The sequence below is a fragment of the Synechococcus sp. BS55D genome (assembly GCF_004332415.1).
Classification (GTDB): domain Bacteria; phylum Cyanobacteriota; class Cyanobacteriia; order PCC-6307; family Cyanobiaceae; genus Synechococcus_C.
The window spans coordinates 75,252-98,940 of record NZ_PHQT01000003.1 but is presented as its reverse complement, the minus strand read 5'-3'; the positions used below and the strand labels follow the sequence as shown (position 1 = coordinate 98,940).

The following is a 23,689-nucleotide window of genomic DNA, read 5'->3' as shown; positions in this document are numbered from 1 at the left end:
CTTCCCCCGCTCCTCCGTCAGGAGGGCGGCTGATCCAGCTGGCTCTTCATGCGCTCGAGGGTTTGATTCATCTGCTCGAACATCTGCTCGGGAGTGATCCCGAACTGACCGAGCTGGGTGCGGAGCTGCTCCACGGTGAGCTTGGCCTGGAAGTCTTCCGAGAGCTCGAAGCGCTTCATAAACACCCGATAGCGCCCCATCAGCTCCTCCATCGTGTCGATGAACTTCTTCTTGCCCTCCCGGTCAAACTTTCCGTAGTCAGAGCCGAGCTGCATCAGTTGCTGATAGTCGCCGAACAGCCGCTTGGCCTCCTCCTGCACGATCTCGGAGTCGAAGAACGCCATGGCCCGCTGATCAACTGAGAGCGAGTCTGAACAATTCCGCCGTCTCTTAACAGTGCGGATCCCTGCCCCCTGAACGGGGTGAACATGGGAGCAATGCCACCTGCGGCGCATCGCCGCGGCCTTGCGTGGATTTCAGCCAAAGAATTCCCACCCTGCAGAATCGCGTGCGTGAAGGCCATCGCCTGCTCCGACGCAGCCGAACGGCGATCGCCACCGCCGATCGAATCTTGCTCACCAGTTGGGTGAGCCTGTTTGAAGGTCTGGGCCCACTGGTCACAGCAGCCACCAGCGAGGAGGAATGCCTGCAAAGCCTCGGCAGCAGCGAGGCAGACCTACTGCTCTGCACGGATCTCCTGGAAGCGGGCAGCGGCGTCAGCCTGGTGCGTCGAGCCAGGGTGGCGTATCCGCAGCTGAAGATCCTGATGCTGATCCAGCGGCCGATCGTGCGCACGATTCTTGAGGCGATTGATGCCGGATCTGATGGGCTCTGCGCCCACCAAACCGCCGGTTCAGGCACCGTGTTTGCCGCCCTCAACGCGATCGACAGCGACGATCAATACATCGATCCGATGATCAGCGGCGTTCTTCGTCACGGTCGACTGGGGAAAGGCTCAGACCAAGGCCCCCTTGCGGAGCTCAGCCTGCGGGAGGAAGACGTGCTGCGGGGGCTCTGCCGGGGCATGAGCAACCGGGAGATCGCGGATGCCCTTGTGGTGTCCATCGACACTGTGAAATCCCACGTCGGCAGCGTGCTGCGCAAACTACCGGCGAAAGACCGCACCCATGCGGTGGTGATGGCCTTCCGCGATGGACTGGTGGAGCTGCCAGCCCGGCCGCCCCGCTGGCAGGGACCGAGGGAGTCTGGGTAAGGTCCTGCGGGAAGCAACCGGGAGGCAGCAGCGATGACCCGCGGCCACTGGCTCGATCCGCTGGCCCGCAAGGTGTTGCAGGCCATGGGTGAGTTGCCGCCCGAACCATCGGCACGGCCAGCCCCAGCAGCCCCCCCCGAGCCACCCAGCTGGGTTGTGGATGTGAACCGGGCCAGCGCCTCCCAGTGGCGACAACTGCCTGGCTGCAGTGAGGCCATGGTGGATCTGCTGCTGCGTCTTCAGCGGGGAGGCGTGCAGTTCAGCCAGGCTGAGGATCTGATTCAGTTGCTCGATCTGCCTCCCGAGCTAGCGGAGCGCTGGCGCCCCCACCTGGTCATCCATTGGTATGGGGATGCCCCCCCCCAGCCCCCAGCTCCCCCTCTCGATCTCAATGCTGCTGCTCCGGAGCGACTCACGGCGGCGTTGCTCTGGCCTGCCGATCGCCTTCAGCGGCTGATCCAAGAACGCCGCCGTCGCCCCTTCGACAACCTGGCCGACCTGCAGGAACGGCTCTGCCTGCCGCCGGAAGTGGTGGAGCAACTGATTGGCCGGGTCCGCTTCGGGGAGCGGCGACCTGGCCCCAGCCTGCCTCCTGGCTGCTGAACGATGCCACCAGAACCCCGTCAGGGTGATCTCTTCGCCCAGAGTCCGCCTGAAGGAACGGTCACCAACGAACCACAGCTCGCCCTCAGCGCATCGGTCCTGCGCGACTGGCAGAGGCGGATCCAGCGCCACCAGGCCCCCCTCTTCGCTGCCCCCGCCGGGCCAGGCTCTGTGCAGCAGACCCAGTTGTTCGCCAGCACCGAGCCCCTCGAGCGGTTCGCACCCCTGACCCTGCAGCCCCTTCCCCTCAGCTTCTGGCGCTGGCCGGAAAGTCCCCATCAGGGACCGGCGATCTACTTGGTGATGGATCGCCCCGAGGATCTGAGCACCCCAATCCTTCTCTATGTCGGCGAAACCGTGGCGGCCGATCGCCGCTGGAAGGGCGAGCACGACTGCAAGAGCTATCTCGCGAGCTACAGCGAGGCGCTCAGCGCCGTGGGCCTGCGCGGCCAAACCAGCATCCGCTTCTGGGGGGATGTTCCGAGCGAGACCCGCAGCCGAAGGCGTCTGGAACAACAACTGATCCAAACCTGGCTGCCGCCGTTCAACAAGGAAACCCGTGAACGCTGGGCCACACCGTTCAATGCCGATGGCTAACCCTGCAGCAGCAGCAGATCAGGCCGGATCCGTAGCATCGCGACAACCGTCTTGACGCCATGCAGTTCTCGCTATCGCCGGCCAACCTCTCGGCCTGGAGCGGATCCGTCCTGGTGGTCGGCGTCCATGAACAGGATCCCCAGGGTCTGATCGGAGAGCTGGAGACGCGCCTGGGGCTCGCGATCGCTCCCTGGCTTGAGCGGCAGCGCTTTCAGGGCAAGGGAGGCGAACTGGCCAAACTCCAGCTGCTGCGCCCTGAAATCAGCAGCCTGATCCTCGTGGGACTGGGTGCTGCCGCCAGTCCACAACTCCCGGCCCTGCGTCAGGCGGCCGCCAACGCCGCCAAGGCCTGCAACGCAGAAAGCGGCAGTGTCGGCGTTCTACTGCCCTGGAGCGAGCAACCGGCCCAGGCAACAGCCGAGGCCTTATCCGTCGCTGAAGCGATCCGCCTAGCGCTTTACAGCGACGTTCGCTTCCGCAGCAAACCAGACCCCCGCACCCTGCCAGAGCGATTCGAGCTGCTCGGCACGCTTCCGGCGGACACCGCCAGTGCCCTGGAGCGTGTCGGTGCGATCTGCGCGGGGGTCGAACTCGCCCGTGAGCTTGTGGCCGCACCACCGAACAGCGTCACCCCTGCTGCCCTGGCAGACAGTGCCGCGACCATCGCCCAGGCCCATGGCCTCGAGCTGAAAGTGCTTGAACGTGCGGACTGCGCCAAGCGGGGCATGGGGGCCTATCTGGCCGTCAGCCAGGGCTCAGATCTCGATCCGAAATTCATCCACCTCACCTACCGCCCGAACGGTGCGCTCCGCAAGCGACTGGTGTTGGTGGGCAAGGGCCTCACCTTCGACTCAGGCGGTTACAACCTCAAGGTGGGCGCCGCCCAGATCGACATGATGAAGTACGACATGGGCGGCAGCGCCGCCGTGATCGGAGCGATGCGCGCCATCGCCGAACTGCGCCCCGAGGGGGTGGAGGTGCACATGCTGGTGGCCTCCTGCGAAAACATGGTCAATGGTTCAGCGGTGCATCCCGGTGACATCGTGACCGCATCCAACGGCACCACGATCGAAATCAACAACACCGATGCGGAGGGGCGCCTGACCCTCGCCGATGCCCTCGTGTACGCCAGCGAGCTCAAGCCCGATGCCATCGTGGACCTCGCCACCCTGACGGGCGCCTGTGTGATCGCTCTTGGCGAGGAGATCGCCGGCCTCTGGAGCGACCACGACGATTTAGCCGATGGCCTGCGGCAAGCGGCCGAGCAGGCCGGTGAGGGGCTCTGGCGGATGCCGATGCAGTCCAGCTACCGGGAGGGGCTGAAATCGCTGCTGGCGGATCTCAAGAACACCGGACCTCGTCCGGGTGGTTCGATCACAGCGGCCCTGTTCCTTCGCGAGTTCGTTGACCGGGAGATTCCCTGGGCCCACATGGATATCGCAGGCACGGTCTGGAGCGACAAAGGTCGGGGTCTCGACCCTGCAGGTGCCACGGGGTATGGCGTGCGCACCCTGGTGAACTGGATCTGCGGCGGTGGCGCTGGGGCTAACGCCTAAATTCCCAGCGAGACCGACAACGACTTCATGGCCTCCCGCCCGTTTCGCTGGTATTTGAGGGCACAGCTGGGAATCCTGCTGCTGCCGGCTGGGCTGTGCCTCTTCGGAGAAGCGCTGTCCCGACGCATTCTGCAGAGCCTTGGCAAGGATGGGGGCCCCTGGTTTTGGTACGGAACCCTCAGCCTGGTCTGCATCAACGCTGGAGTGGGCTTGATGATCGAAAGCGGTCTGCTGCGGGGGTATCCCCGCAGCAAGGCTGACTAGGAAGCAGCCGCAGACATGGAGCGATCTTCCTGAGGCGATGGGTGCACCAGCCTCAGACTCGTCGGGCACTCGAGCGCATGGATCTGCCAGCGCGCCCGCTCCGAAAACGAGGCCATCACCCGCTCGAGATCATCGGATGCCTGCTTTGGTGACGGATACGGACCAATGTGTCGGGTCAAAAGACCGTCCTTGATGGTCAGCAGATACATACATCTCCTCCCTCAATTCTCTGACAGATGGTAATCAGAGTGGCTGGGGGTTGGAATGGGGGAAAACCCGCACCTTCACTGAGAAGTGGCTGAGCCTTTTGATACAGCGGTCTTTAGATTTTCCACTGATTTCCCTTTCAACTCCACGGCTTGCCGGTGCGAGCACGCGCCCCCCACACGGCATCCAGGCGTCGGTCTCGACCACAGGCGGTCCGATAAAAGCGGTAACGCAGCGGATTCCGCTCCGCGTAGTTCTGGTGATACCCCTCAGCCGGCCAGAAACGCACGGCCTGGCGCATCTGAACCTTGAGACGATCCACCGGTTGTTTCAGCTCCCGGGCCGCTGACGCTGCACTCTGACGGGCCTGCTCCTCCTGCTCTTTGCCACGGGTAAAGATCACAGGCCGATAGGAATCACCACGGTCGCAAAACTGCCCACCCCCATCGAGGGGATCCACATTGCGCCAGTAGCTGCGCAGCAAGGTGGCGTAGGAGATCTTGCCGGGATCAAAGCGCACCCGCACCGACTCCTGGTGGCCCGTCCGCTCACCACTCACCTGCTCGTAGGTCGGTTGCTGCACATGGCCACCGCTGTAACCACTCTCAGCAGACAGCACACCGGGAAGGTGTTCGAGATCATGCTCCAGGCACCAGAAGCAACCTCCGGCAAACACGGCCTCCTGAACCGGCGCCGCCAGGGCAGGGCGACCGGCGCCACCGATGGTCACCAGCAACAGCGAGACCAGAACAACACTCCGAAGCACCGCCCTGCCCCAGGCGGACCCTCTCCGTTGAACAGCCCACGACCACCGCTTCATTTCAACAGTGGCTCCAGAATCGCCGCCGCCGCCCGGTCGGTCACCCCAGGCTCCCCAAGGGTGTTGCGCAAGCGCTTGTAGCCATCGAGCATGCGCTCCCGGGCCGCCGATGGCTGCAGCAGGGGCAGCGCCTGCTCCACAAAGGCTTCTGCCGTGAACTCACCTTGCAGCAGCTCGGGAACCAGCCGCTCTTTGAGCAGCAAATTGACGGGTGAGATGTGGTCCACCTGAAAGCGAAGCACATATTGAGCGACCAGGGCGGTGAGACGACTCACCCGATAGCCCACCACCTGGGGAACATCCTGCAAGGCGAGTTCGAGATTGATCGTGCCCGACTTACCGAGGGCCAGATCAGCCGCAGCAAAGAGGCTGGGCTTCAGGGCATCTGCCTCAGCAGCGGGCACCACCCGACCTCGGACACCAGCCTCTGCCAAGGCCTTGCGTAAGGGCTCCTCAAAGGCGCGCAGCCCCGCCGGCACCATCACGTCCAAGGCTGGATCGATCGCCTGAAGCCGCGCAGCAGCCTCCACCAGCACCGGCATCAAGTAGCGCAGCTCCTGAGGTCGAGAGGCCGGCAGCAGCAGCAGCAGACGCCCATCGTCACCGGACAGCCCCAAAGCCTGACGAGCCTGCTGACGTTCCGGACGACGGGCAGCAAGATCCAGCAGTGGATGGCCGACCCAGGTCACCTGGGCACCTCGGGCGGCATAGAACTCGGCCTCAGCTGGAAAGATCGCCAGGATCCGGTCGGTGAAGCGCAGCAGTCGGGTCGTCCCCCCGTCTCCAAGTCGCCAGGCCCATTCCTGAGGGGCGATGTAGTAGTTGATCGGCACCGCCGGAAGCCGCCGACGCAGGTTGAGGCCCAGGCGCACGTTGGCTCCCATGTAATCGATCAACACCACCGCATCAGGCGGGCGCGCTTCCAGAACTTCATTGACCCGAGCTTGGAGCCGCAAGGTGGGCAAGACCAGCGGCAGAGCCTCCCAGAGGCCGATGGCCCCCATCGGCGCCGTATCCGCCAGCAGCTCAGCGCCCGCCGCCTGCATGCGCTCTCCGCCAAGGGCGAGCACCTCAAGGGAGATTCCACGGGCCTGAGCCTGGCGATGCAGGGCTTCGATCAGCAGGCTCCCCTGCAGATCACCGGAGACCTCCCCGGTGCTGATGAGCACTCGCACCATCAGCGACCGATCGCAGCCGGCATGGGCCCGCGGCGACCCTGGCTAATCGACGCTTCCAGGAAGCTGCAGAGGTGATCAGCAGCGGGAAGAAGCTCCTGAGCACGGGCCTGCTTGAGGCTTTCCGCGATCACAAGATCAGAGCGATAGATCAGCGTCCAGATGTCCTGGAGCTGACGCAGCTCCTCCCCTCCTTGCCGCTGATCGAGGCCCCGGCGACGCAGACCGACGCGGTTCAATCCACGCACACGACCGGGGTGCCCCTCCACCAAGCAGTAAGGAGGCACATCGCGATCCACTCGGGTCATGCCGCCAACCATGGCCAATCCACCGATGTGAACGAACTGATGGATGCCAAGACAGCCGCCGATCACAGCCCGATCCTCGATTTCCACATGCCCAGCTACCTGGATGCCGTTCGACATGACGATGTCATTGCCGAGCAAACAATTGTGGCCGAGATGGCAGTAGGCCATCAACAGATTCCTGTCACCGATCCGGGTCATCTCACCCTCATCGGTGGCACGGTTAATCGTCACGCATTCCCGAATCGTGTTCTGATCTCCGATCACCACCTCGGTCGGGGCACCGCGGTATTTGAGGTCCTGAGGCTCTTGCCCCAGACAAGCACCGGGATAGATCCGGTTGTCAGCGCCGATGCTGAGCCGACCATCCAGCACGGCATGGGGGCCGACCCAGGTGCGCGCTCCGATCGTGACCTCAGGGCCCACAACGGCACCGGGTCCAATCACCACGCCCTCGGCCAGTTCGGCCCGGGGGTCAACAGCGGCCAGGGGATGGATCTGCACAGGGCGATCTTCGCTGATCAAGGAAGTGGAAGGGGTCTCCGGCATCACGATCAATCCATGAGGGAGAACATCAGCTCACCTGAACAGACGAGCTGGCCATCCACCGTGGCTTCCGCTTTCACCTTGCCGAAACGCTGACGCTTGAGACTGAGCAGCTCACAGCTGATGCGTAGCTGATCTCCGGGAACAACGGGACGACGGAAGCGGACACCATCGATCCCAGCAAAGACAAACAACCCCTTGGGCAACTCGGGCATCTGGGTGACGATCAGGCCACCCACCTGGGCCATCGCCTCGACAATCAACACCCCTGGCATCAGCGGCCGCTCGGGGAAATGCCCCTGAAACTGAGGCTCATTGAGGGTCACGTTCTTGATCGCAACGGCCCGCACTCCCGGTACATGCTCCAGCACCCGATCCACGAGAGCGAAGGGATAGCGATGGGGCAGCAGCCCCATGATCTGCTCACTGGTGAGCACAGGCTCAGACGATGCAGCCGTGGCGGGGGTGACGGTCAAAAGATTCAGCAGCGGGTGGAGGACGGGCTGGCGAGAGCAGCGGCCAGATCGGTATGCAGGCCGTGGGAGCCCCGGTAAACCAGAACCTGAGCCCGAGGGAAACCCACCAGGGCCAGATCTCCGATCAGGTCCAAAAGCTTATGGCGCACCGGTTCATCCGCGAAGCGCAGGGGGGGATTGAGCCAGTGATCTCCATCGCAGACCAGGGCATTGTCGAGAGCCCCACCCTGAATCAGGCCCGCCGCCCGCAGCTGCTCAACCTGATCACGGAAGCCGAAGGTCCTAGCGGGCGCGATCTCGTCCACAAACCGCTCCGGAGTGAGGGTCAGCGCCAGCTGCTGACGGCCGATCGCGGCCTGGGGGAAATCGATCACCCCAACCAACTGAAAAGCCTCTGCAGGGGTTGCTGAGATCACACTGGCCCCCCGATGACGAACGATCGACTGCTCCAACCTGGGGCGCTCCAATCGGGGTGATGCCGCAGGAACGATGCCCGCTTCGGCGATCGCCTCCACCCAGCCTTGGGCCGATCCGTCCAGCAGGGGGATTTCAGCGCCACTCACCCGCAGGTGCACGTGGGTGAGACCTGTGCCTCCTAGGGCCGCCAGCAGATGCTCCACTGTGGCGAGGCGCCGCGTCCCCAACTCCAGGGTCGTGCAGAGCTGGCTGTCTCGCACCTGAGAGGGCGCGAGGCTGAGTCGCTCTCCGGATGCACCGTCCTCCTCCCAGGACACCTGGATGCCGGCCTGTTCGGAGGGGCACAGGGTCACCGACACCATGGCGCCGCTGTGCAGACCCACCCCGGAGCGGGCAACAGGAGCCGCGAGGGTCCAGGCCCCGTCGTAATCAGCCGGCCATCGGCCCATCAGAACTTCCAGCCCACACCAAGGTTGAAACGCCAGTCGCCGGTGAAGTCTTGACTGGCCACCTCCAGACGCATGGGGCCCACTGGAGTGGTGACGATCACACCGGTACCGACCGAGAATCCCGAGCCGGGCTTGTTGAGCAGATTGCCGGGCTGACCAGGCACATTGGCCTGGGAACCGAAGTCGGTTCCTGCATCCACAAACAATTCACCAGCAAAGATGCTGATGATCGGGAATCGATACTCAATCGTGGCCTCACCAAAGCTGCGACCCACAGCCAGATCGCAGTCGTACCAACCACGCACCGAGTTAGAGCCGCCGAGACAGAAGGCTTCGTAGGGAGGCAACTGACCGAGCACCGTTCCGGCCTTGAGCTGCACACCGATAGCCTGCGGACAATTGGCCTTCTCACCGGGCTTTGGACGACAACCCTTTGAGAATTTCAACCAGTTCACCGGGAAAAACTGGGTGTAGCTAGCCCTGAGGCGGTTGAAGGTAGGCGAGTTCTCACCGACGGAAACGAATTGTTCGGTGCCAAAGCTGAAGAAATTTCCCGATGTTGGATTGCGGGGGTCATTCAGCTTGTTGTAGGTGGCAGCAAAGCGGACGCCAGCCAGATTGTTCTCTGTCGCACAGTCACTCGAACTGCTGTAAGCGATACAGATCACCTGGTCATTGGGAACCCGATCGTTGTTGATGTTTTGGTTGGGGACGCCGTAGGGCCTTGTATCACCAGCGAAATTGATCGGACGGACGTTCTGCACGTTCAGGCCGACAAGCACGTTCCAGGGAACTGACTTGTAGGGGTCTCCACCGTTCAGAGGACGAGCGAAGATCAGATTGCCGCCAACACGCTGCAAGGCGACCGAATCACCTTCGTAATCAAACCAGCTGTACTCAGGAAACTGGCTATCAGCATTCGTGACGTTATTAAACTTTCGACCGGCAGGATTATTGCTGGAGTTGATCTCGTAGGCGTACTTCGAATTGTTGTTAACGTAGTCATCGACAGTAACAATTCCTCCGTTGTTCTGGCTCTGGAACACCTGGGGCACTTCCCGGCTCAGGAAGATCGAGGTTCGGAAGGATGTGCGGTACTTATCGCCCTTAATCCAGGGATCGGTGAACGTGAAGTTCGCCAGGCCGCCGTACTGGCCATAGGTGAGATTGAGCGCAAGGTTCCAGGCCCGTCCAAACAGGTTGCTGTCTTGCAGCTGCACTTGGCCGAACACACCCTGGCTCTGGCTGTAGCCGAGACCGCCGGAGAGAGAACCAGTGGACTGTTCGACGATGCCGAGGATGATGGTCACCTGACCTGGCTCCGCAGGCACCGGCTTCAAGGTGACCTTGACGTCACTGAAGAGAGAGGTGCCGTACAGGCGCTTGATGTCACCCTCCAGCTGATTGCGGTTAAAGGCCTCACCCGGCTTGATCGAGATCTCTCGGGAGACCACCCAGGGCTTGGTCTTGCCTTTGATTGGCTGGCCCTTGTCGTTGGTGGTCTCCCCTTCCTTATTCAGGAATTGCACCTCAACACCAGCCACGGTGCCGATCACCACCTTCAGCTGCACCGCCCCTTCTGGGCTGACGCGACTGGGGCCCGAGACCCTGGCCAAGGAGTAGCCCTGCTTGGCATACCAACCCTGCAGCTCCTTCATGCGCAGCTGCAGTTCGTTGAGATTCAACGTGCGCCCGTAATCCGAGCTGAAGGTCTCCTCAATGACCTCAGGCTTGATCTTGTCGTCGGCAGGCTCCAGCTCCACCTTGGTCAGCACAGGATTCGGCACCACCTGCACAACCAGCTGCACGCCCAAGGGACCGTTGATCGGCTCAATGCGCACATCGGAGAACCAACCAGTGGCATAGATCGCATCGAGATCGGTCTTGAGTTGATCGCGGGTGACGCGGCTACCCGGACGCACGGTCATCGCGTCGTAGGCGGCAAGTTCAAGCCGCTCCTGTTCCGGGTGGCCAGCAATTCCCTCGATCACCACCTCACTGATCAGCACTCGGGGCTGGGCAGGCTCCTCAAGACCAGACGGATCCTGAGCGGGCTGTTGGGCAGCGGGTTGCTGGGAGGGGGTCTCCTCCACCTGGATCTGCTCAGCCTCCAGCTGTTGCACCTCAACAGCCCCCTCGGGCTGCTGTGCTGGGGCATTTCCCTGAGCCCTGGCAGGCACAGTCGCAATCAGGGGCATGGCCAACGCAATGCCGAGGGCTCCTCGCCGAACGGCATCCGTGGTTCGGCCTGAGGAGAAGTTCACCATGGAAGGAGCAGCGGTCGGCTGCATACAGCCGCAAACGTCCGCAGACCTTACCTGTAGTTGCGGGGATTCGGGCAGGCCCCTTGGACCCGTTTGCAGACCTCCCCGTAGGCCTCGATGACGCCGCCGAGGTCCTGGCGGAAGCGGTCCTTATCGAGAATCCTTGCCTGCGGATCCTGGGTGCGCAGGTCCCAGAGCCTGCAGGTATCAGGACTGATCTCATCCGCCACCAGCAGTTCACCCTGGCCGTTGCAGCCGAGCTCCAGCTTGAAATCCACCAGCTGCAGCTCAAGCCCCTGGAAGAAAGGAATCAGGGCTGCGTTGACCCGCCTGGCCAGTGTCTCCATCTCCCGATGCCGCTCCCGAGTGACCAGCTGCAGCAGCTCAAGCCTGGCCTCAGTGAGCAGAGGGTCCCCCAGGCTGTCGTCCTTGTAATAGAGATCCAACAGAGCCGGTTCCAACGAGGTTCCCGCAGGGATCGGTGTCTGCTTACAAAGGGACCCCGTGGCCACGTTGCGCAGCACCACCTCCAGGGGGATGACCTCAACGCGCTGCACGGCCATCCAGGTTTCATCCAGGAGCCCCAGGTAGTGGGTGGGAATCCCCGCCCGCTCCAGCAGTTCAAACAGACGAGCGGAGATCTGGCAGTTCAGGCGTCCCTTGTCCTCAAGCTGTTCGCGCTTGAGCGCATTGAATGCGGTCGCATCATTCTTGAACTCCACCAGCACCACGTCCTCTCGGTCTGAGGCGAAGACACGCTTGGCCTTGCCTTCGTAAAGCAGCGGACCGGGAATAACGCTCATGGGCGGATGGGCGAGGCGGACGGTGAAACCGGTCCCAATTCTCCCAGGGCGGCATGCCCTCCTGGAGCACGGGGAGAGCGGAGCTGCCGCTCCAGATCCGGATCGTCCTGGAGCAACTCCCAGAGGGTGAAACGGTCATCGACCCTGGTAGCTAAGCGCTCCAGCCGCTGCCGGGCGCGCTGGCCATCACCTCCGGCCTCCAGATTGAGGCGCAACTGCAACCTGAGCAGATCTTCAGCAAGCGACCAGGCCTGCTCCGCGGCAGCCTGATCGAGGGCTGCCTCCAACAGGCTGTCGGTGCGCTCCTGCCCTAGACGCTGGACCCACACCGCCACCTGCCCATAGCGCTGGGCAGCCACCACCCCGGGGGTCCTTCCGGCAAGAAGCACCTCCGCTGCCCTGTCGAGATGGCCAGCGCTCGCCTCGTATTCAGCCAGAAGATCCAAGGCGGAACGGGTGAGGGGCTCCCCCCCCTCCGGCTGCGCCACCACAAGCTGTTCAGCATCAAGAGCGGCGAGATTCCCCGCCGCCAGGCGGCGCAGGGCCAGGGCTGCTCGTTCGTGGTCGAGCGCTGCTGAGGCCGCCCGCCAGGAGAGCAACAACCACTCACGTCGCTGCTGGCCGGGCCCAGGGCCGAAGCGATTGAGCACCGTCTGGGCACTATCAGGCGCCCTACAAAAGATCAGGGCCTGGGCATTGGCCATCACCACCGGGAAGGGTTGCGGCGCGGGCCTGACCAACATCAGACGATCCCTGAGTTGCTGCAGGCGACCATCCAGCCCGAACCTTGCCGCATCCACACAAGCGATGGTCAGTTCAGGTAATCCGCCCTGAAGCAGAGCCCTTTGATAAGCCAGCTCCGACATCGGCTCTGCAGGCGGCTGGGGAGCGGGCTTGGCCGCAGGCTGCACCGGGAGCGGTGCGGCAGCAAGCAGCAGGGTGAGGGGCAGGGAGGAGATCCCCATCGGGACAGCCGTCAACAAAGATGGAAGGGATTCGCGCTGTGGCGCGAACGCCCCTGCGAAACCGTTCAAACCTAAGGGGCTCCTCCCGTCTGCTTGTCTGCCATGGCCATCTCCCCCTCCCGTCCCCAGACCCTGCCACCTCTCCAGCGGGTGCTCGTGGTGGGCAGCGGCGGAAGGGAGCAGGCCCTCTGCTGGACCCTTGAGCGCTGCCCAGAGATCGAAACGGTGTGGGTCAGTCCGGGGAACGGCGGCCCCTTCGGCCGCAAACAAGCCATCGCAGAGACCGATAGCTCCGGGCTTCTAACCCTCTGCCGCGACGAGGCGATCGACCTGGTGGTGATCGGACCCGAGGCCCCATTGGCGGCCGGCCTGGCCGACAGCCTTCGGGAGGCGGGGCTGGCGGTGTTCGGCCCCAGCGGCGCCGGCGCCCAGCTCGAGGCGAGCAAAGCCTGGGCCAAACAGCTGATGCAGGAGGCCGGGGTCCCCACCGCAGGGCACTGGGCCGTCGCCAGCGAAGAGGAGGGGATGGAGGTGCTGGCCAGCCTGGAAAGGCCTCTGGTGGTCAAGGCCGATGGCCTTGCCGCCGGAAAGGGTGTGACGGTGGCCGACACGGTGGAAGCCACCGCCGCGGCCATCCGTGATGCCTTCAACGGCCGGTTCGGATCCGCCGGAGAACAACTGGTGCTGGAAGAGCGACTGCAGGGGCCGGAAGTGTCCGTCTTCGCCCTTTGCGACGGGGAGCGCCTCTTGATCCTTCCCCCCGCCCAGGACCACAAACGCCTGCTGGAAGGCGACCAGGGGCCCAACACCGGAGGCATGGGCGCCTATGCCCCTGCACCCCTCCTGGATGCTGCTGGTCTTGAGGAGGTGCGACGACTGGTGCTGGAGCCCACCCTCGGGGCCCTGCGTGCCCGGGGCATCGACTACCGGGGCGTGATTTACGCAGGGCTGATGCTCACCGCTGATGGTCCCCAGGTGATCGAGTTCAACTGCCGCTTTGGCGATCCGGAATGCCAAACGCTGATGCCACTCATGGGTCCGGAACTGGCCAGGGTGCTGCAGGCCTGTGCCCTCGGCCGACTGGACCTGGCCCCTGAGCTCAAGATCAGCAATCGCTGCTCCGTCTGCGTGGTGGCTGCCGCAGCCGGCTATCCGGATTCCCCCAGAAAAGGGGATCCCATCGAGGACAGGCTGACGCCGACTGAGTCACAGCAACTGTTCCATGCAGGCACCAGTCGTACCGCCGAGGGCCAACTCCTTACCGCCGGCGGTCGGGTGCTGACGATGACGGCTCAGGGGGATGACTTCGACACGGCTTTTGCTGCCGCGTACCAGGCCCTGGATCGCATCGCCTTCGATGGCATGCAGTTCCGACGGGACATCGGCCACCAGGTGCGTCAGTCCTAGGCTCAGCCGACGCGCGCCTGCGGGATGGCCAGCAGCTCTTCAGCCGCCAACGGCACCGAACCACCAGCGTCGGGATGGTGGCAGAGCATCCGCCTTTGGTGGGCGGAGTTCAGCCTCCAAACCAAGCTCTTGGCCATCGCCACCCTGGTGGTGAGCCTGATGATGACGGGCATTACTTTTTTTGCCCTGAATGGGATTCAACGGGATGCGGTACGCAATGACACCCGTTACGCCCGCGATCTAGGCCTGCTCCTGGCCGGCAATGTGAGCGAACTGGTCGCGGAAGGGCGCGATCGGGAACTGGCCAACGTGGCCGAACAGTTCTGGCGCTCCAGCCAAAGTCTTCGCTACATCTTCTTCGCCGATCCGGACGGCATCGTCTACCTGGGCATCCCGATCAGCGGCAGCAGCAACGATCCCGTCAGTGAACTGCGACTGAGCAGGCGCCTCGAACTGCCGGCCGAATTGCGCAATCGCCCCCAAAACCCACTTGTGCGACAGCACCTCACCCCCCAGGGACAGGTCACCGATGTGTTCGTGCCCCTGCTGCGCGAGGGTCGCTATCTCGGGGTTCTGGCCCTGGGGGTGAATCCCAATGAAACCGCCCTGGCCAGCGCGGCCCTCACCCGAGAGGTCACGGTCGCGGTGTTCATCTCCATCTGGGTTCTGGTGATCCTTGGCGCCGTGTTCAACGCGCTCACAATCACCCGACCGGTCAAGGAGCTGCTGCGCGGTGTGCGCTCCATTGCCTCCGGAGACTTCCAGGCCCGCATTGCCCTGCCCGTGGGCGGGGAACTGGGCGAACTACTCGATGGCTTCAATGCCATGGCGTCCCAGTTACAGGCTTACGACGCCGCCAACATCGAAGAACTCACCGCTGCTCAGGTGAAGCAGGCCTCCCTGATCGCCACCATGGCCGACGGTGCAATCCTGCTGGATGCGGAGGGGCGAATCGTGCTCGCCAACCCCACCGCGCGCCGGTTGTTCCGATGGGAAGGACGCAAGCTCGAAGGCCGGGATCTTCTGGATGAACTGCCTCACCTGTTGGCGATCGAACTGCACAGTGCCCTCGATTCACTGATCAACGGCATCAGCGACAGCGAGGATCTACGCCGAAGCATCGAGGAACCGGCCCGCACGCTGCGCATCGTGCTCCAGTCGGTGCGGGATGCCAGTGGCGAATCCCTCAAGGGCATCGCCGTGACCCTTCAAGACCTCACCCGTGAGGTGGAGCTGAATGCAGCCCAGAGTCGATTCATCAGCAACGTCTCCCATGAACTGCGTACTCCCCTGTTCAACATCAAGAGCTATGTGGAGACGCTCTATGACATGGGCGATCAGCTCACCGACGAGGAGAAAATCGAGTTCCTAGGGGTAGCCAACGCCGAAACCGACCGGCTGACCCGCCTGGTCAACGACGTGCTGGACCTCTCAAAACTGGAATCCAATCGGCCCGTTCAGTTCGAACCGATGGCACTCAGCCCGGCGCTCGAGCAGACCCTGCGCAATTACCGACTGAATGCCGACGACAAGGAGGTGAAGTTGGAGCTTGATCTACCGATGGAATTGCCTGACATCCTCGGCAACTGGGATCTGCTCCTGCAGGTGCTCGACAATCTGGTCGGCAATGCCCTGAAGTTCTCCCGCAAGGGTGGAACTCTGGCCTTGCGGGCTTACACCTGGCCCGACAGCTGCTTTGTCTCTGAACTGCCGAGTTCGACTGCAGCGGCCCTGGTGAAGGCTGTTGGTCAGGAAGAGGCTGTTGGTCAAGAAGAGGCTGTTCGCAATGACGAGCCGGCCCCCCACTGCGAGCTGGTCTCCCCCCTTCCGCGGGTGAGGATCGAAGTGGCCGACACCGGCTGCGGCATCAACGCCGCTGATCAGCAGAAGATCTTCGACCGCTTCTATCGCGTCGAAAATGCTGTGCATTCAGAGGTCGGCACCGGCCTGGGGCTATCGATCGTGCGCGGCATCATCGAGAAGCACGGCAGCACGATTCGGATGGTGAGCGAACCGGAGGTGGGCACAACCTTCTGGTTCGATTTGGCTTTAGCCCAGAGCGATGAGGCTGAACTGCAACTGCAGTCGGATCGACAAAAGCGCTTGCAGGAGCAGGAGCTGGAGGAAAAGCTGAGCGCCTGAGGGTGTCAGCGTCCAGGGCAATGTTCAGCCGGCCGCCTTCAGTCGTCGGAGGTCACACCGCGAACGATCCTGGAGAGCTCACTGCGTTCGTCCGTGGTGACCCGATGGGGCACACCGGAGATGATCCGCTCGAAGTTGGAGAAGGAATCCTTGATTTGAGGTCCGTTTCCGGTGATCACAAACTCGCGGATGCCCTTGTCATGCCAAGAACCGCGCATCTTGAACACGTTCAAGGCACGAGCCATCTCGCCACGGATTTCCACGTACTGCAGCAGCAGGATCGTGTCGGTAATCGTGGAGATATGGGAGTCGGTGATCGAATGGCTTCCCATGAACTCCTCGGAGGTGTTGGTGAAGAAGCCGGCGATTTCCTCCTGTTTGGCATAGCCGGTCACGCCGATCACAAACTGCCTGAAGGCGTTGTGACTCACACCTCGCGCCAGGGCCGAAAGGGAATCGATCGCCATCCGTGAGGGCTTGAACTGACTGATCTCCGTTTTGATGATCTGAAGGTGGTCTTCCAGGCCTGTGGATTCGGGATAGGCGCAGATGATCTTGAGCAGCCCGTCCTGCTCCATCTGCTCGAAATCAATGCCCCAACTCGTGGCGTTACGCAGCAACTGCGCCCGCGACTCCTCGTAGGCGAACAGAATAGCCCGCTCCTTATTCCTGCATGCGTCCTCGATGAACTTCGAAACCAGCAGGGTCTTACCGGTGCCCGTGGCACCGGTGGCAAGGATGATCGAATCCTTGAAGAACCCGCCGCCGCACATCTCATCGAGACGAGGCACCCCGGAGCTCAACCTCACGTTTGAGGAGCGCTGGGTCAGTCGCATCGCTCCGAGCGGGAAGATGCTGATGCCGTGGGCACCCATCGTGAATGGGAACTCTCCCTTCATGTGGGTCGTGCCACGCAGTTTGAGGATCTCCACGGTGCGGCGACGCCGTTCCCCCTCGAGCACGTTGCGGAGGATCACCACGTTGTCAGAGACAAATTCCTCCACCCCGTAGCGAGCAATTGGACCGTATTCATCGATCCGCTCGGTCGTCATCACCGTGGTGACACCAATCTCTTTGAGCCGTGCGATCAGGCGGAAGATCTCACGACGCACCACGAACACGGCGTCGTATTGCTGGAACACCGCGGTGATCGAGTCGATCGCTACCCGTTTCGCCTTGTACTTGCGGATTGCGTAATGAATCCGCTCGATCAGACCAGAGAGGTCGAAGCTGCCGGCCACATCCTGCCCATCGGGATCAGGGGAGGCATCGAGGATGAACAGCTTGTCCTGCTCAACCATCTCCTGGAGATTCCAACCGAAGCTGGCCGCGTTGCGGAGGATATCGAGGGGCGATTCCTCAAAGGTGACGAAGATCCCCGGCTCGTCGAAATGGGCGATGCCGTTGTGGAGGAAGTGGAGGGAAAACACCGTCTTACCGGTGCCGGAGGTGCCGCTGATCAGGGTGCTACGACCGATCGGCAAGCCTCCCTGGCAGACGTCATCGAAGCCCTCGATCCCTGTCGGGAGCTTCTGCACCTGCATCTGGGGTGAGCTGCTGGAGCTGGAGATCTGCATGACGCCGACGTTCTGTTGGAACGCTAAAGAGATTTCAGCGGTTCACCCGCATCAACACAGCCCCGCTTAAGAATCTGTGCTGTCTGTGTCGGCATCTTCCAACGCATCCATGAACGTGGAGGTCAGCCCGCTGTCGGTGAGTTCGTCATAGAGCAGGTCCAGCCCGATCAGCACCCGTTCGCGGTCGGAGAGGTCACCGATGATCCGTCGAACCGGAGGAGGCAGGATCTTGGACAGCGTTGGCGTGGCCAGGATCTTGTCCTCTTCCGCGAGCTGCGGATTCTTGAGCACATCAATCACTTTGAGGGCATAAACCCCCTGAAACTCGGTCTCAAGGATGTTGCGCAGGGTTTTGAGCGCCCGCATGGAATTGGGCGTGTTCCCGGCGACGTAGAGCTTGAGGATGTAGGTCTTGCGTGGGCTCATGGCGACACCTCCCGATCGGTGGCAACAACTGTGTCCTTGCGCTGGAGGGCTGCCGTGGAAACAAGGGGCACATCTGGAGGGATCGAACGTCGATACATCTCACAGAGGTGCGCCATCACGTCCAGGAGGGCCAGTCGATAGTCCTGAAGGAAATCGTTTTTGTGCCCTTCAAGTCTGAGCTGCTTCCAGAAGTCGTCAATGAGGTTCATATGAATCTCCACGGCGCGGGTGATCGGCAGATCACCGAAAAAGGCCGTGTTCACAAAGCTCTCTAGGGCCTGGTTCGCTGCCGCCGGATCGCGGAAGTAGCTGAGCAGCAGATCCCTGTAGGTGCGCTGCAGCGACTTGAGCAGTTCCGCCTGTTCATCCGGGGGGAGATGGCTCAGAAAGCGGGAAGGATCCCGCTTGTAGAACACACCCAGGTAACCGAGCCGCTCCTGAAGTCGACTGGACAGACGCCAGGCACTGGCCTCCACCGCTTCGCCACCTTCGACATCAACGGCACCACCACCCTGGCGGTCATCCTTCTGGCCCTGGCGCAGAAACCGGGAAATGGCGGCATCAACGTTGTAACCGAGCTGCTCAAGCTGATCGACCGGCAGATGCACCTCTTCCGGGTGGTAATCCACGTGGCCCATCACCTCGCCCACCACCACGGCGGGGAACAGCAATCCCGCCCGGAGCAGTGATTCGCGCACCTCACCGGTGAGCAGCGACTGTTCGATCACCACCGCATCGACGGCTTCTCGCTGCCTCTCCAGCACCGACTCCACATCGACGTCTCCGCCATCGAGGCCAAGATCCACCGGCGTGTAGCGATTCTCCGGCAACCACTGGCGGCTGGCCTCAATCAGCTTGGGCGTCCTCAGCAGCAGAGCAATGGTGAGGGCCGGGCCGGTCATCCAGCGGAACAGGGGTCCATATGCTGAATCTTGACGAAGAGCGCTTCGAAGGGCGAGTATCTTTGTTTGTCTTTCGATTGCGGTACAGGCCCAATCGACGTCCGATCTTTCCCAACAATGGGGACCGTTGGACATCGAGCCTGGCCGCGTCACTTCCAGCCCATGGCAGACCCCAGCAACGAGACCTACGCGATTGTCGAGGCCTCCGGCCAGCAGTTCTGGCTGCAGCCCAATCGTTATTACGATCTGGACCGGCTTCAAGCTGCGGTGGACGACACCGTCACCCTCGAGAACGTTCTACTCGTGAAGGATTCCAAGGGCACAACCCTTGGCCAGCCCTATGTGAAGAACGCCTCCGTGGAGCTCAAGGTGATGGACCATCGCCGCGGCCCCAAGGTGATCGTTTACAAGATGCGCCCCAAGAAGAAGACCCGTCGCAAGAATGGTCACAGGCAGGAGCTCACCCGGGTGATGGTCCAGTCCATCTCCGTTGGCGGCAAGGCCATCAGCTGACCGATCCCATCAACGCCCGAACCACATTCCGACTTCCCCATGGCACATAAGAAAGGCACAGGCTCCACTCGTAACGGCCGCGACTCCAATTCCAAGCGTCTTGGAGTCAAGGCCTATGGCGGCGAAACCGTCACGGCTGGCTCGATCCTGATCCGTCAGCGCGGCACCTCCGTGCTCCCCGGCCTCAACGTGGGTCAGGGCAAGGACGACACCCTCTTCGCCCTCACCGATGGCATCGTGACCTTCGAGACCATCCGTCGCGGCCTGCGCAACCGCAAGCGCATCAGCGTCGCTGCCGCCAACTGAATCCAGCGGTTGCCTGACGCAGAGTCAGCAGCAGACCGACCAGCGTGAGCCCCAGGACCAACACGGTTCTGGGGTTTGGCTCATGCATCACATGCCTGATTTCTAGGGGCAAGGCCATCACGAACACGGCCACCAGCAGCCATTCGCCCCAATGTCGCCCCACCCAGGTGGCCCATGCAGCCAGCAGGATCAAGGCGGCGTAAAAGCCACTCACAACGGCCAGCCGTCCCAACCGTGTCGGACCGAGCATTAGGGCCTGATCGGCCGCTTGCACAAGCAGCTCACGGTTGGAGGCTCCCCAGATCTCAGCGAAATGGGAGATCTGATCAAACTCTCGACTGCCCGCCAGGGCAGCCATGCTCACCAGCAAGAGGAGCAAGGCAATCAGAACTTTTTTGATCACGATCAGACGGAGCAGCCACTGACCTGAGCCGGATGGGCGTTGCATCCTGGATCGTTGGAGGAACTCAGGCCGGACGGTAAGCCCTCGTTGTGATCAGCCAAGGGTGAAACACCTCGATAAAACGAGACTGCAGGGTGCGGAAGAAACGCTCCACCAGCTGTGGATCATCGAAGTGGAAGGGATATTCGCCTTCATGCCCCTTGAAGAAATACCAATTGAGCAGTGCGGTGGCGCCGGGCGCCATCAGCCCGTGAAACTCCAGCAATTGAGCGGAAGGATCCGGCAGATGCTCCAAAACATCAAGGCAGACAACCGTGTCGAATTGCAGCGGCCCTGAACGCGATGGGTCGCCATCCTGGGCGGTGCAGTCGCTGAGGGCACGGTGCACCGACAGGCGATCGGCGAGCCCAAGGGAGGCCGCACGGGCTGCAACAAACGCCCGGTTGTGGGGATTGAGATCCACGAACCAGACGTGATCAACCTGCGGCAGGGCTGCCGCAGCAAGGGCATGGGTGCCGATGCCACCACCGAAATCCAGCACCCGACCGCGGGCAAACTGCTGCTGGAGCCGGAGGGTATCGGCGATGTAATCGGCGCTGCTCAGGTGCCAGGCGGCCAGCTCCAGCAGATGGCCCGTGCCGACGGTGTCTTCATAAAAAGAGGCTGCATCCTCTGGCTGGAAGGCCCCGGGATGGAGGGCTGCGAGATCGTCCTTACCAACGGGCAGACGGGCTTCCAACTCCTCCACCGAGCAGTTGAGCTGACGAGCGAGATGGCGGCGTAGATCAAAGCCGTCGGCAAGAAAAGCAGCCACATCGATCGAGGGAGCTCTGCTGACCGGCTGCATGGGCAATGGATCTGGTGGGAGCAACCTAAACGCCGGGCCTGGATGCCACATTCATTGACGTGCCGTCGAGCAGGTTGGCGTGGAAGGCCCCCTTGGGTTTGTGGTGATTGACAAGCCGGCGGGACTCACCTCCCATGCCTGCGTTTCCCGCCTGCGTCGCCAGCTGGGAACCCGCCGGGTCGGCCATGGCGGCACCCTCGATCCAGCGGTGACCGGGGTCCTACCAATCGCCGTCGGACAAGCCACCCGGCTGTTGCCCTACCTCGCTGGAGAGAAGACTTACCGCGGATCGATCCAGCTGGGACGACGCACCACGACGGATGACCTGGAAGGAGAGCTCCTGGAGGATCAGCCCTGGCCCCAGCTCAGCATCCCTGAGCTAGACGTTCAGCTTGAGAACTTCAGGGGGGCCATTGATCAGCGCCCGCCTCAGGTGTCCGCCGTGCATGTCGATGGGGAGCGCGCCCATGCCAGGGCCCGCCGAGGTGAGTGGATGGATCTGCCGCCCCGACCGGTCACGATCCACCGTCTGGAACTGTTGCGTTGGGATTCCGCATGCGGCGTTCTGGAGCTGGAGGTGCACTGCTCCGCCGGTACCTACATCCGCTCCCTCGCCCGTGACCTTGGCGAGCGACTGGGTTGCGGTGGATGCCTGGCAAGCCTGCGTCGGGTGCAGGCCATGGGATTTCGAATCGAACAAGCGGTTCCTTTAGCGGATGGGGAGTGGACTGCCGAGCTGATCCCACCTCAGCAGCCCCTGGCCGATCGACCGCAGCGGATCGCCTCCGAGTCGGAGGTGGAAGACTGGCGCTGTGGACGGCGCCTCAGCCTCCAACCCGAGGTGAGCGCAGGACCGGTGGTCGTCCTCGATGGCGAGGGCCGCATGATCGGTCTCGGTTTGCACGAGGAACCGGGAAGCCTTCGCCCAAAGGTGGTCTTCGACGCCCGGGGATGAGTTCACGCCATGGGCTCGGTACCCTGCACAGCCAGGGAACACGCAAACAGGCAAGCGATGGCCGGCCACAGCAAATGGGCCCAGATCAAACGCACCAAAGCAGTGGTGGATGCCAAGCGCGGTGCCGTTTTCACCCGCATCGGTCGCGAAATCACAGTGGCTGCCCGCAGCGGCGCTGATCCAGCTGGCAACTTCCAGCTGCGCACTGCGATCGCCAAGGCCAAGACCGCAGGAGTGCCTGCCGCCAACATCGAACGGGCGATCGCCAAGGGATCGGGCCAGGGAGGAGCGGCGAACCAGCTGGAAGCCATCCGCTACGAGGGCTATGCCCCAGGAGGTGTGGCTGTGCTGGTGGAGGCGCTCACGGACAACCGCAACCGCACCGCCGCCGACCTGCGCCTGGCCTTCAGCAAGAACGGCGGCAACCTCGGGGAGTCGGGCTGCGTCAGCTATCTCTTCGACCACCGCAGCGACGTGCGCATCCAGGCAGACACGCTGTCGGAAGAGACGCTCCTCGAGGCACTCCTCGAACTCGATGCTGAGGGCTACCAGCTGGAGGGAGAGAACCAGGCGGTGGTCCACGGCGGCTTCGAAAGTCTCGAGGCCCTGCAGGATGGGCTACGGGATCAGGGCTGGACCGTGCTCGAGTGGGAGCACTGCTGGCATCCCCTCACCGCTGCTCCTGTGGACGATGAGGACACCGCCAGACAGTGCCTGAAGCTGCTGGAGGTCCTGGACAATCTTGATGACGTCAGCAGCGTCAGTACAAACCTGGAACTTCCTGAGGCGCTTCAGGCATCGCTGTCGCTCTGACCAGCGCCAAGGCCTCAGCGTCAGCCCATACCCAGAGACGGGGATGCTGCCGCAACCAGCTCGCCGGCACCGCCGGCGTGGGCTCTGCACAGAGCACCTTCTGCAGGATGGCGGCCTTGGCCGCACCGGTCACCACCAGATGCACCTCGCCGGCCGCCAGGATCTCGCCCAGCCCGATGGTGATCGCCTGCAGGGGAACCCCCCGCGGATCAGTGGCGAAGTCCTCCGCGTTCTGGCGACGGGTGGCATCACTCAGCTGCACAACCCGACAGCGCACCGCATCGCTGCAGGGGGGCTCATTGAACCCCACATGGCCATTGATGCCGAGACCGAGCAGCTGAATCCCTAGGCCCCCAGCCATCTGCAGCGCACTGGCGTAACGCTCGGCCTCCGCCTCAGGATCAGACGCCGCCCCATCCGGCAAGCGGAGCTGATCGCTTCGGAGTGCCAGTGGCTCTCCCAGGTGCCGCCGCATGGTGGCGGCAAAACTGGTCTCTGCAGCAGCAGTCAGACCGACGTATTCATCAAGGTTGAAGCTGAGCCAGCCCTGCCGCAACCGCTCGAAATCCTTCTGGGGCCACGAGCGCAGGCGCTGCACCAACAGCCGATAAAAGGGGTCCATGGTTCGACCTGTGGCCAGCCCCATGGGCTGCGGAGCGGGCTCAGCCAGACGCTCCCGCAGCCGCTGCTCCCAGTGATCCACCAAGTCCTCCATCAAGAGGGCTGAATCCGACCGGG

Annotated in this window: 27 protein-coding genes; 11 read left to right on the top strand and 16 right to left on the bottom strand. The window is 62.8% G+C overall.

Annotated features, from left to right (window positions below; genetic code table 11):
- Nucleotides 1–17 precede the first annotated feature (17 nt).
- Nucleotides 18–344, bottom strand: coding sequence for a DUF1825 family protein (locus tag CWE16_RS07310; RefSeq protein WP_131594289.1), 327 nt, complete (start codon nucleotides 342–344; stop codon nucleotides 18–20).
- 125 nt (nucleotides 345–469) lie between these two features.
- Here CWE16_RS07310 and CWE16_RS07305 point away from each other — a divergent pair, with 125 nt between their 5' ends.
- From CWE16_RS07305 to CWE16_RS07285, 5 genes are read left to right on the top strand one after another with little or no spacing between them, the layout of a single operon-like run.
- Nucleotides 470–1,213 carry a response regulator transcription factor gene (locus tag CWE16_RS07305; RefSeq protein ID WP_131594287.1) on the top strand — a complete coding sequence of 248 codons (744 nt, stop codon included), beginning with the start codon at nucleotides 470–472 and terminating at the stop codon, nucleotides 1,211–1,213.
- Between the two features lie 33 nt (nucleotides 1,214–1,246).
- Nucleotides 1,247–1,816 (top strand): general secretion pathway protein GspK, encoded by a 570-nt coding sequence (locus CWE16_RS07300; RefSeq protein ID WP_131594285.1) that lies wholly within the window; start codon nucleotides 1,247–1,249, stop codon nucleotides 1,814–1,816.
- 3 nt (nucleotides 1,817–1,819) lie between these two features.
- Complete coding sequence (locus tag CWE16_RS07295) at nucleotides 1,820–2,413, top strand: GIY-YIG nuclease family protein (RefSeq protein WP_131594283.1); 594 nt, start codon at nucleotides 1,820–1,822, stop codon at nucleotides 2,411–2,413.
- Between the two features lie 59 nt (nucleotides 2,414–2,472).
- Nucleotides 2,473–3,969, top strand: a complete 1,497-nt coding sequence (locus CWE16_RS07290) for a leucyl aminopeptidase (RefSeq protein WP_131594281.1) — start codon at nucleotides 2,473–2,475, stop codon at nucleotides 3,967–3,969.
- Between the two features lie 27 nt (nucleotides 3,970–3,996).
- Entirely contained in the window at nucleotides 3,997–4,233 is a 237-nt protein-coding gene (locus CWE16_RS07285) for a hypothetical protein (protein WP_131594279.1), read from the top strand.
- Here the strand turns inward: CWE16_RS07285 and CWE16_RS12260 are convergent.
- The 9 genes from CWE16_RS12260 to CWE16_RS07240 all read right to left on the bottom strand — a co-directional run bounded on the left by CWE16_RS12260 (nucleotide 4,230) and on the right by CWE16_RS07240 (nucleotide 12,660).
- Nucleotides 4,230–4,442, bottom strand: a complete 213-nt coding sequence (locus CWE16_RS12260) for a hypothetical protein (RefSeq protein ID WP_131454680.1) — start codon at nucleotides 4,440–4,442, stop codon at nucleotides 4,230–4,232. The genes CWE16_RS07285 and CWE16_RS12260 overlap by 4 nt on opposite strands.
- Nucleotides 4,443–4,579: 137 nt before the next feature.
- Nucleotides 4,580–5,260 carry a peptide-methionine (S)-S-oxide reductase MsrA gene (gene msrA / locus CWE16_RS07275; protein ID WP_131594276.1) on the bottom strand — a complete coding sequence of 227 codons (681 nt, stop codon included), beginning with the start codon at nucleotides 5,258–5,260 and terminating at the stop codon, nucleotides 4,580–4,582.
- Nucleotides 5,257–6,438, bottom strand: a complete 1,182-nt coding sequence (gene lpxB / locus CWE16_RS07270; protein WP_131594274.1) for a lipid-A-disaccharide synthase — start codon at nucleotides 6,436–6,438, stop codon at nucleotides 5,257–5,259. Before lpxB ends, msrA begins: the two co-directional genes overlap by 4 nt.
- Nucleotides 6,438–7,289, bottom strand: a complete 852-nt coding sequence (lpxA, locus tag CWE16_RS07265; protein WP_131594272.1) for an acyl-ACP--UDP-N-acetylglucosamine O-acyltransferase — start codon at nucleotides 7,287–7,289, stop codon at nucleotides 6,438–6,440. The genes lpxB and lpxA overlap by 1 nt, the downstream gene beginning before the upstream one ends.
- 5 nt (nucleotides 7,290–7,294) lie before the next feature.
- The gene (fabZ, locus tag CWE16_RS07260) at nucleotides 7,295–7,702 is read right to left on the bottom strand and encodes a 3-hydroxyacyl-ACP dehydratase FabZ (protein ID WP_131594851.1); all 408 of its coding nucleotides are present in this window, start codon (nucleotides 7,700–7,702) and stop codon (nucleotides 7,295–7,297) included.
- Nucleotides 7,703–7,767: 65 nt separating this feature from the next.
- Complete coding sequence (gene lpxC, locus CWE16_RS07255) at nucleotides 7,768–8,628, bottom strand: UDP-3-O-acyl-N-acetylglucosamine deacetylase (protein WP_131594270.1); 861 nt, start codon at nucleotides 8,626–8,628, stop codon at nucleotides 7,768–7,770.
- Nucleotides 8,628–10,895, bottom strand: a complete 2,268-nt coding sequence (locus CWE16_RS07250; protein WP_131594268.1) for a BamA/TamA family outer membrane protein — start codon at nucleotides 10,893–10,895, stop codon at nucleotides 8,628–8,630. The genes lpxC and CWE16_RS07250 overlap by 1 nt, the downstream gene beginning before the upstream one ends.
- A gap of 47 nt (nucleotides 10,896–10,942) precedes the next feature.
- A complete protein-coding gene (gene purC, locus CWE16_RS07245) occupies nucleotides 10,943–11,695 on the bottom strand; it encodes a phosphoribosylaminoimidazolesuccinocarboxamide synthase (protein ID WP_131594266.1) in 753 nt (250 codons plus the stop codon).
- Entirely contained in the window at nucleotides 11,692–12,660 is a 969-nt protein-coding gene (locus tag CWE16_RS07240) for a hypothetical protein (RefSeq protein ID WP_131594264.1), read from the bottom strand. The genes purC and CWE16_RS07240 overlap by 4 nt, the downstream gene beginning before the upstream one ends.
- Before the next feature lie 102 nt (nucleotides 12,661–12,762).
- Here CWE16_RS07240 and purD point away from each other — a divergent pair, with 102 nt between their 5' ends.
- Entirely contained in the window at nucleotides 12,763–14,067 is a 1,305-nt protein-coding gene (gene purD / locus CWE16_RS07235) for a phosphoribosylamine--glycine ligase (protein ID WP_131594262.1), read from the top strand.
- 24 nt (nucleotides 14,068–14,091) lie between these two features.
- Entirely contained in the window at nucleotides 14,092–16,209 is a 2,118-nt protein-coding gene (locus CWE16_RS07230; protein WP_131594260.1) for a HAMP domain-containing sensor histidine kinase, read from the top strand.
- Between the two features lie 38 nt (nucleotides 16,210–16,247).
- Here CWE16_RS07230 and kaiC read toward each other — a convergent pair whose 3' ends face one another.
- The 3 genes from kaiC to CWE16_RS07215 all read right to left on the bottom strand — a co-directional run bounded on the left by kaiC (nucleotide 16,248) and on the right by CWE16_RS07215 (nucleotide 19,114).
- On the bottom strand, nucleotides 16,248–17,786 hold the full coding sequence (kaiC, locus tag CWE16_RS07225) for a circadian clock protein KaiC (RefSeq protein ID WP_131594258.1): 1,539 nt from the start codon (nucleotides 17,784–17,786) through the stop codon (nucleotides 16,248–16,250).
- Nucleotides 17,787–17,852: 66 nt separating this feature from the next.
- Nucleotides 17,853–18,212 (bottom strand): circadian clock protein KaiB, encoded by a 360-nt coding sequence (kaiB, locus tag CWE16_RS07220; RefSeq protein ID WP_131594256.1) that lies wholly within the window; start codon nucleotides 18,210–18,212, stop codon nucleotides 17,853–17,855.
- A complete protein-coding gene (locus CWE16_RS07215; RefSeq protein WP_131594254.1) occupies nucleotides 18,209–19,114 on the bottom strand; it encodes a circadian clock protein KaiA in 906 nt (301 codons plus the stop codon). The genes kaiB and CWE16_RS07215 overlap by 4 nt, the downstream gene beginning before the upstream one ends.
- 162 nt (nucleotides 19,115–19,276) lie before the next feature.
- On the opposite strand from CWE16_RS07215, the gene rplU reads away from it, so the two are divergent.
- On the top strand, nucleotides 19,277–19,627 hold the full coding sequence (rplU, locus tag CWE16_RS07210) for a 50S ribosomal protein L21 (RefSeq protein WP_131454693.1): 351 nt from the start codon (nucleotides 19,277–19,279) through the stop codon (nucleotides 19,625–19,627).
- A gap of 39 nt (nucleotides 19,628–19,666) precedes the next feature.
- The gene (gene rpmA, locus CWE16_RS07205) at nucleotides 19,667–19,933 is read left to right on the top strand and encodes a 50S ribosomal protein L27 (RefSeq protein ID WP_131454694.1); all 267 of its coding nucleotides are present in this window, start codon (nucleotides 19,667–19,669) and stop codon (nucleotides 19,931–19,933) included.
- On the opposite strand, the gene CWE16_RS07200 is transcribed toward rpmA, so the two are convergent.
- Together CWE16_RS07200 and CWE16_RS07195 are read right to left on the bottom strand one after the other, a co-directional pair.
- Nucleotides 19,911–20,381 carry a DUF2127 domain-containing protein gene (locus tag CWE16_RS07200; protein WP_131594252.1) on the bottom strand — a complete coding sequence of 157 codons (471 nt, stop codon included), beginning with the start codon at nucleotides 20,379–20,381 and terminating at the stop codon, nucleotides 19,911–19,913. The two genes, rpmA and CWE16_RS07200, sit on opposite strands and share 23 nt — an antisense overlap.
- Nucleotides 20,382–20,400: 19 nt before the next feature.
- A complete protein-coding gene (locus CWE16_RS07195; RefSeq protein ID WP_131594250.1) occupies nucleotides 20,401–21,183 on the bottom strand; it encodes a class I SAM-dependent methyltransferase in 783 nt (260 codons plus the stop codon).
- 79 nt (nucleotides 21,184–21,262) lie between these two features.
- On the opposite strand from CWE16_RS07195, the gene truB reads away from it, so the two are divergent.
- Both truB and CWE16_RS07185 read left to right on the top strand, forming a co-directional pair.
- Entirely contained in the window at nucleotides 21,263–22,138 is an 876-nt protein-coding gene (gene truB / locus CWE16_RS07190; protein WP_131594248.1) for a tRNA pseudouridine(55) synthase TruB, read from the top strand.
- Nucleotides 22,139–22,195: 57 nt separating this feature from the next.
- A complete protein-coding gene (locus tag CWE16_RS07185; RefSeq protein ID WP_131594246.1) occupies nucleotides 22,196–22,951 on the top strand; it encodes a YebC/PmpR family DNA-binding transcriptional regulator in 756 nt (251 codons plus the stop codon).
- Here CWE16_RS07185 and CWE16_RS07180 read toward each other — a convergent pair.
- Nucleotides 22,899–23,666: a glucosamine-6-phosphate deaminase gene (locus CWE16_RS07180; protein ID WP_131594849.1), complete on the bottom strand. Its 768-nt coding sequence runs from the start codon at nucleotides 23,664–23,666 to the stop codon at nucleotides 22,899–22,901. The genes CWE16_RS07185 and CWE16_RS07180 overlap by 53 nt on opposite strands.
- Nucleotides 23,667–23,689 lie beyond the last annotated feature (23 nt).

Coding starts and splice junctions, on each gene's coding strand:
- lpxA (WP_131594272.1), bottom strand. CDS start 7,289: ATGCCGGAGACCCCTTCCACTTCCTTGATCAGCGAAGATCGCCCTGTG.
- CWE16_RS07300 (WP_131594285.1), top strand. CDS start 1,247: ATGACCCGCGGCCACTGGCTCGATCCGCTGGCCCGCAAGGTGTTGCAG.
- lpxC (WP_131594270.1), bottom strand. CDS start 8,628: ATGGGCCGATGGCCGGCTGATTACGACGGGGCCTGGACCCTCGCGGCT.
- CWE16_RS07185 (WP_131594246.1), top strand. CDS start 22,196: ATGGCCGGCCACAGCAAATGGGCCCAGATCAAACGCACCAAAGCAGTG.
- CWE16_RS07285 (WP_131594279.1), top strand. CDS start 3,997: ATGGCCTCCCGCCCGTTTCGCTGGTATTTGAGGGCACAGCTGGGAATC.
- CWE16_RS07200 (WP_131594252.1), bottom strand. CDS start 20,381: ATGCAACGCCCATCCGGCTCAGGTCAGTGGCTGCTCCGTCTGATCGTG.
- CWE16_RS07250 (WP_131594268.1), bottom strand. CDS start 10,895: ATGGTGAACTTCTCCTCAGGCCGAACCACGGATGCCGTTCGGCGAGGA.
- fabZ (WP_131594851.1), bottom strand. CDS start 7,702: ATGGGGCTGCTGCCCCATCGCTATCCCTTCGCTCTCGTGGATCGGGTG.
- CWE16_RS07310 (WP_131594289.1), bottom strand. CDS start 344: ATGGCGTTCTTCGACTCCGAGATCGTGCAGGAGGAGGCCAAGCGGCTG.
- CWE16_RS07290 (WP_131594281.1), top strand. CDS start 2,473: ATGCAGTTCTCGCTATCGCCGGCCAACCTCTCGGCCTGGAGCGGATCC.
- CWE16_RS07195 (WP_131594250.1), bottom strand. CDS start 21,183: ATGCAGCCGGTCAGCAGAGCTCCCTCGATCGATGTGGCTGCTTTTCTT.
- CWE16_RS07230 (WP_131594260.1), top strand. CDS start 14,092: ATGGCCAGCAGCTCTTCAGCCGCCAACGGCACCGAACCACCAGCGTCG.
- CWE16_RS07295 (WP_131594283.1), top strand. CDS start 1,820: ATGCCACCAGAACCCCGTCAGGGTGATCTCTTCGCCCAGAGTCCGCCT.
- CWE16_RS07180 (WP_131594849.1), bottom strand. CDS start 23,666: ATGGAGGACTTGGTGGATCACTGGGAGCAGCGGCTGCGGGAGCGTCTG.
- msrA (WP_131594276.1), bottom strand. CDS start 5,260: ATGAAGCGGTGGTCGTGGGCTGTTCAACGGAGAGGGTCCGCCTGGGGC.
- kaiC (WP_131594258.1), bottom strand. CDS start 17,786: ATGCAGATCTCCAGCTCCAGCAGCTCACCCCAGATGCAGGTGCAGAAG.
- rpmA (WP_131454694.1), top strand. CDS start 19,667: ATGGCACATAAGAAAGGCACAGGCTCCACTCGTAACGGCCGCGACTCC.
- CWE16_RS12260 (WP_131454680.1), bottom strand. CDS start 4,442: ATGTATCTGCTGACCATCAAGGACGGTCTTTTGACCCGACACATTGGT.
- CWE16_RS07240 (WP_131594264.1), bottom strand. CDS start 12,660: ATGGGGATCTCCTCCCTGCCCCTCACCCTGCTGCTTGCTGCCGCACCG.
- kaiB (WP_131594256.1), bottom strand. CDS start 18,212: ATGAGCCCACGCAAGACCTACATCCTCAAGCTCTACGTCGCCGGGAAC.
- rplU (WP_131454693.1), top strand. CDS start 19,277: ATGGCAGACCCCAGCAACGAGACCTACGCGATTGTCGAGGCCTCCGGC.
- lpxB (WP_131594274.1), bottom strand. CDS start 6,438: ATGGTGCGAGTGCTCATCAGCACCGGGGAGGTCTCCGGTGATCTGCAG.
- purC (WP_131594266.1), bottom strand. CDS start 11,695: ATGAGCGTTATTCCCGGTCCGCTGCTTTACGAAGGCAAGGCCAAGCGT.
- purD (WP_131594262.1), top strand. CDS start 12,763: ATGGCCATCTCCCCCTCCCGTCCCCAGACCCTGCCACCTCTCCAGCGG.
- CWE16_RS07215 (WP_131594254.1), bottom strand. CDS start 19,114: ATGACCGGCCCGGCCCTCACCATTGCTCTGCTGCTGAGGACGCCCAAG.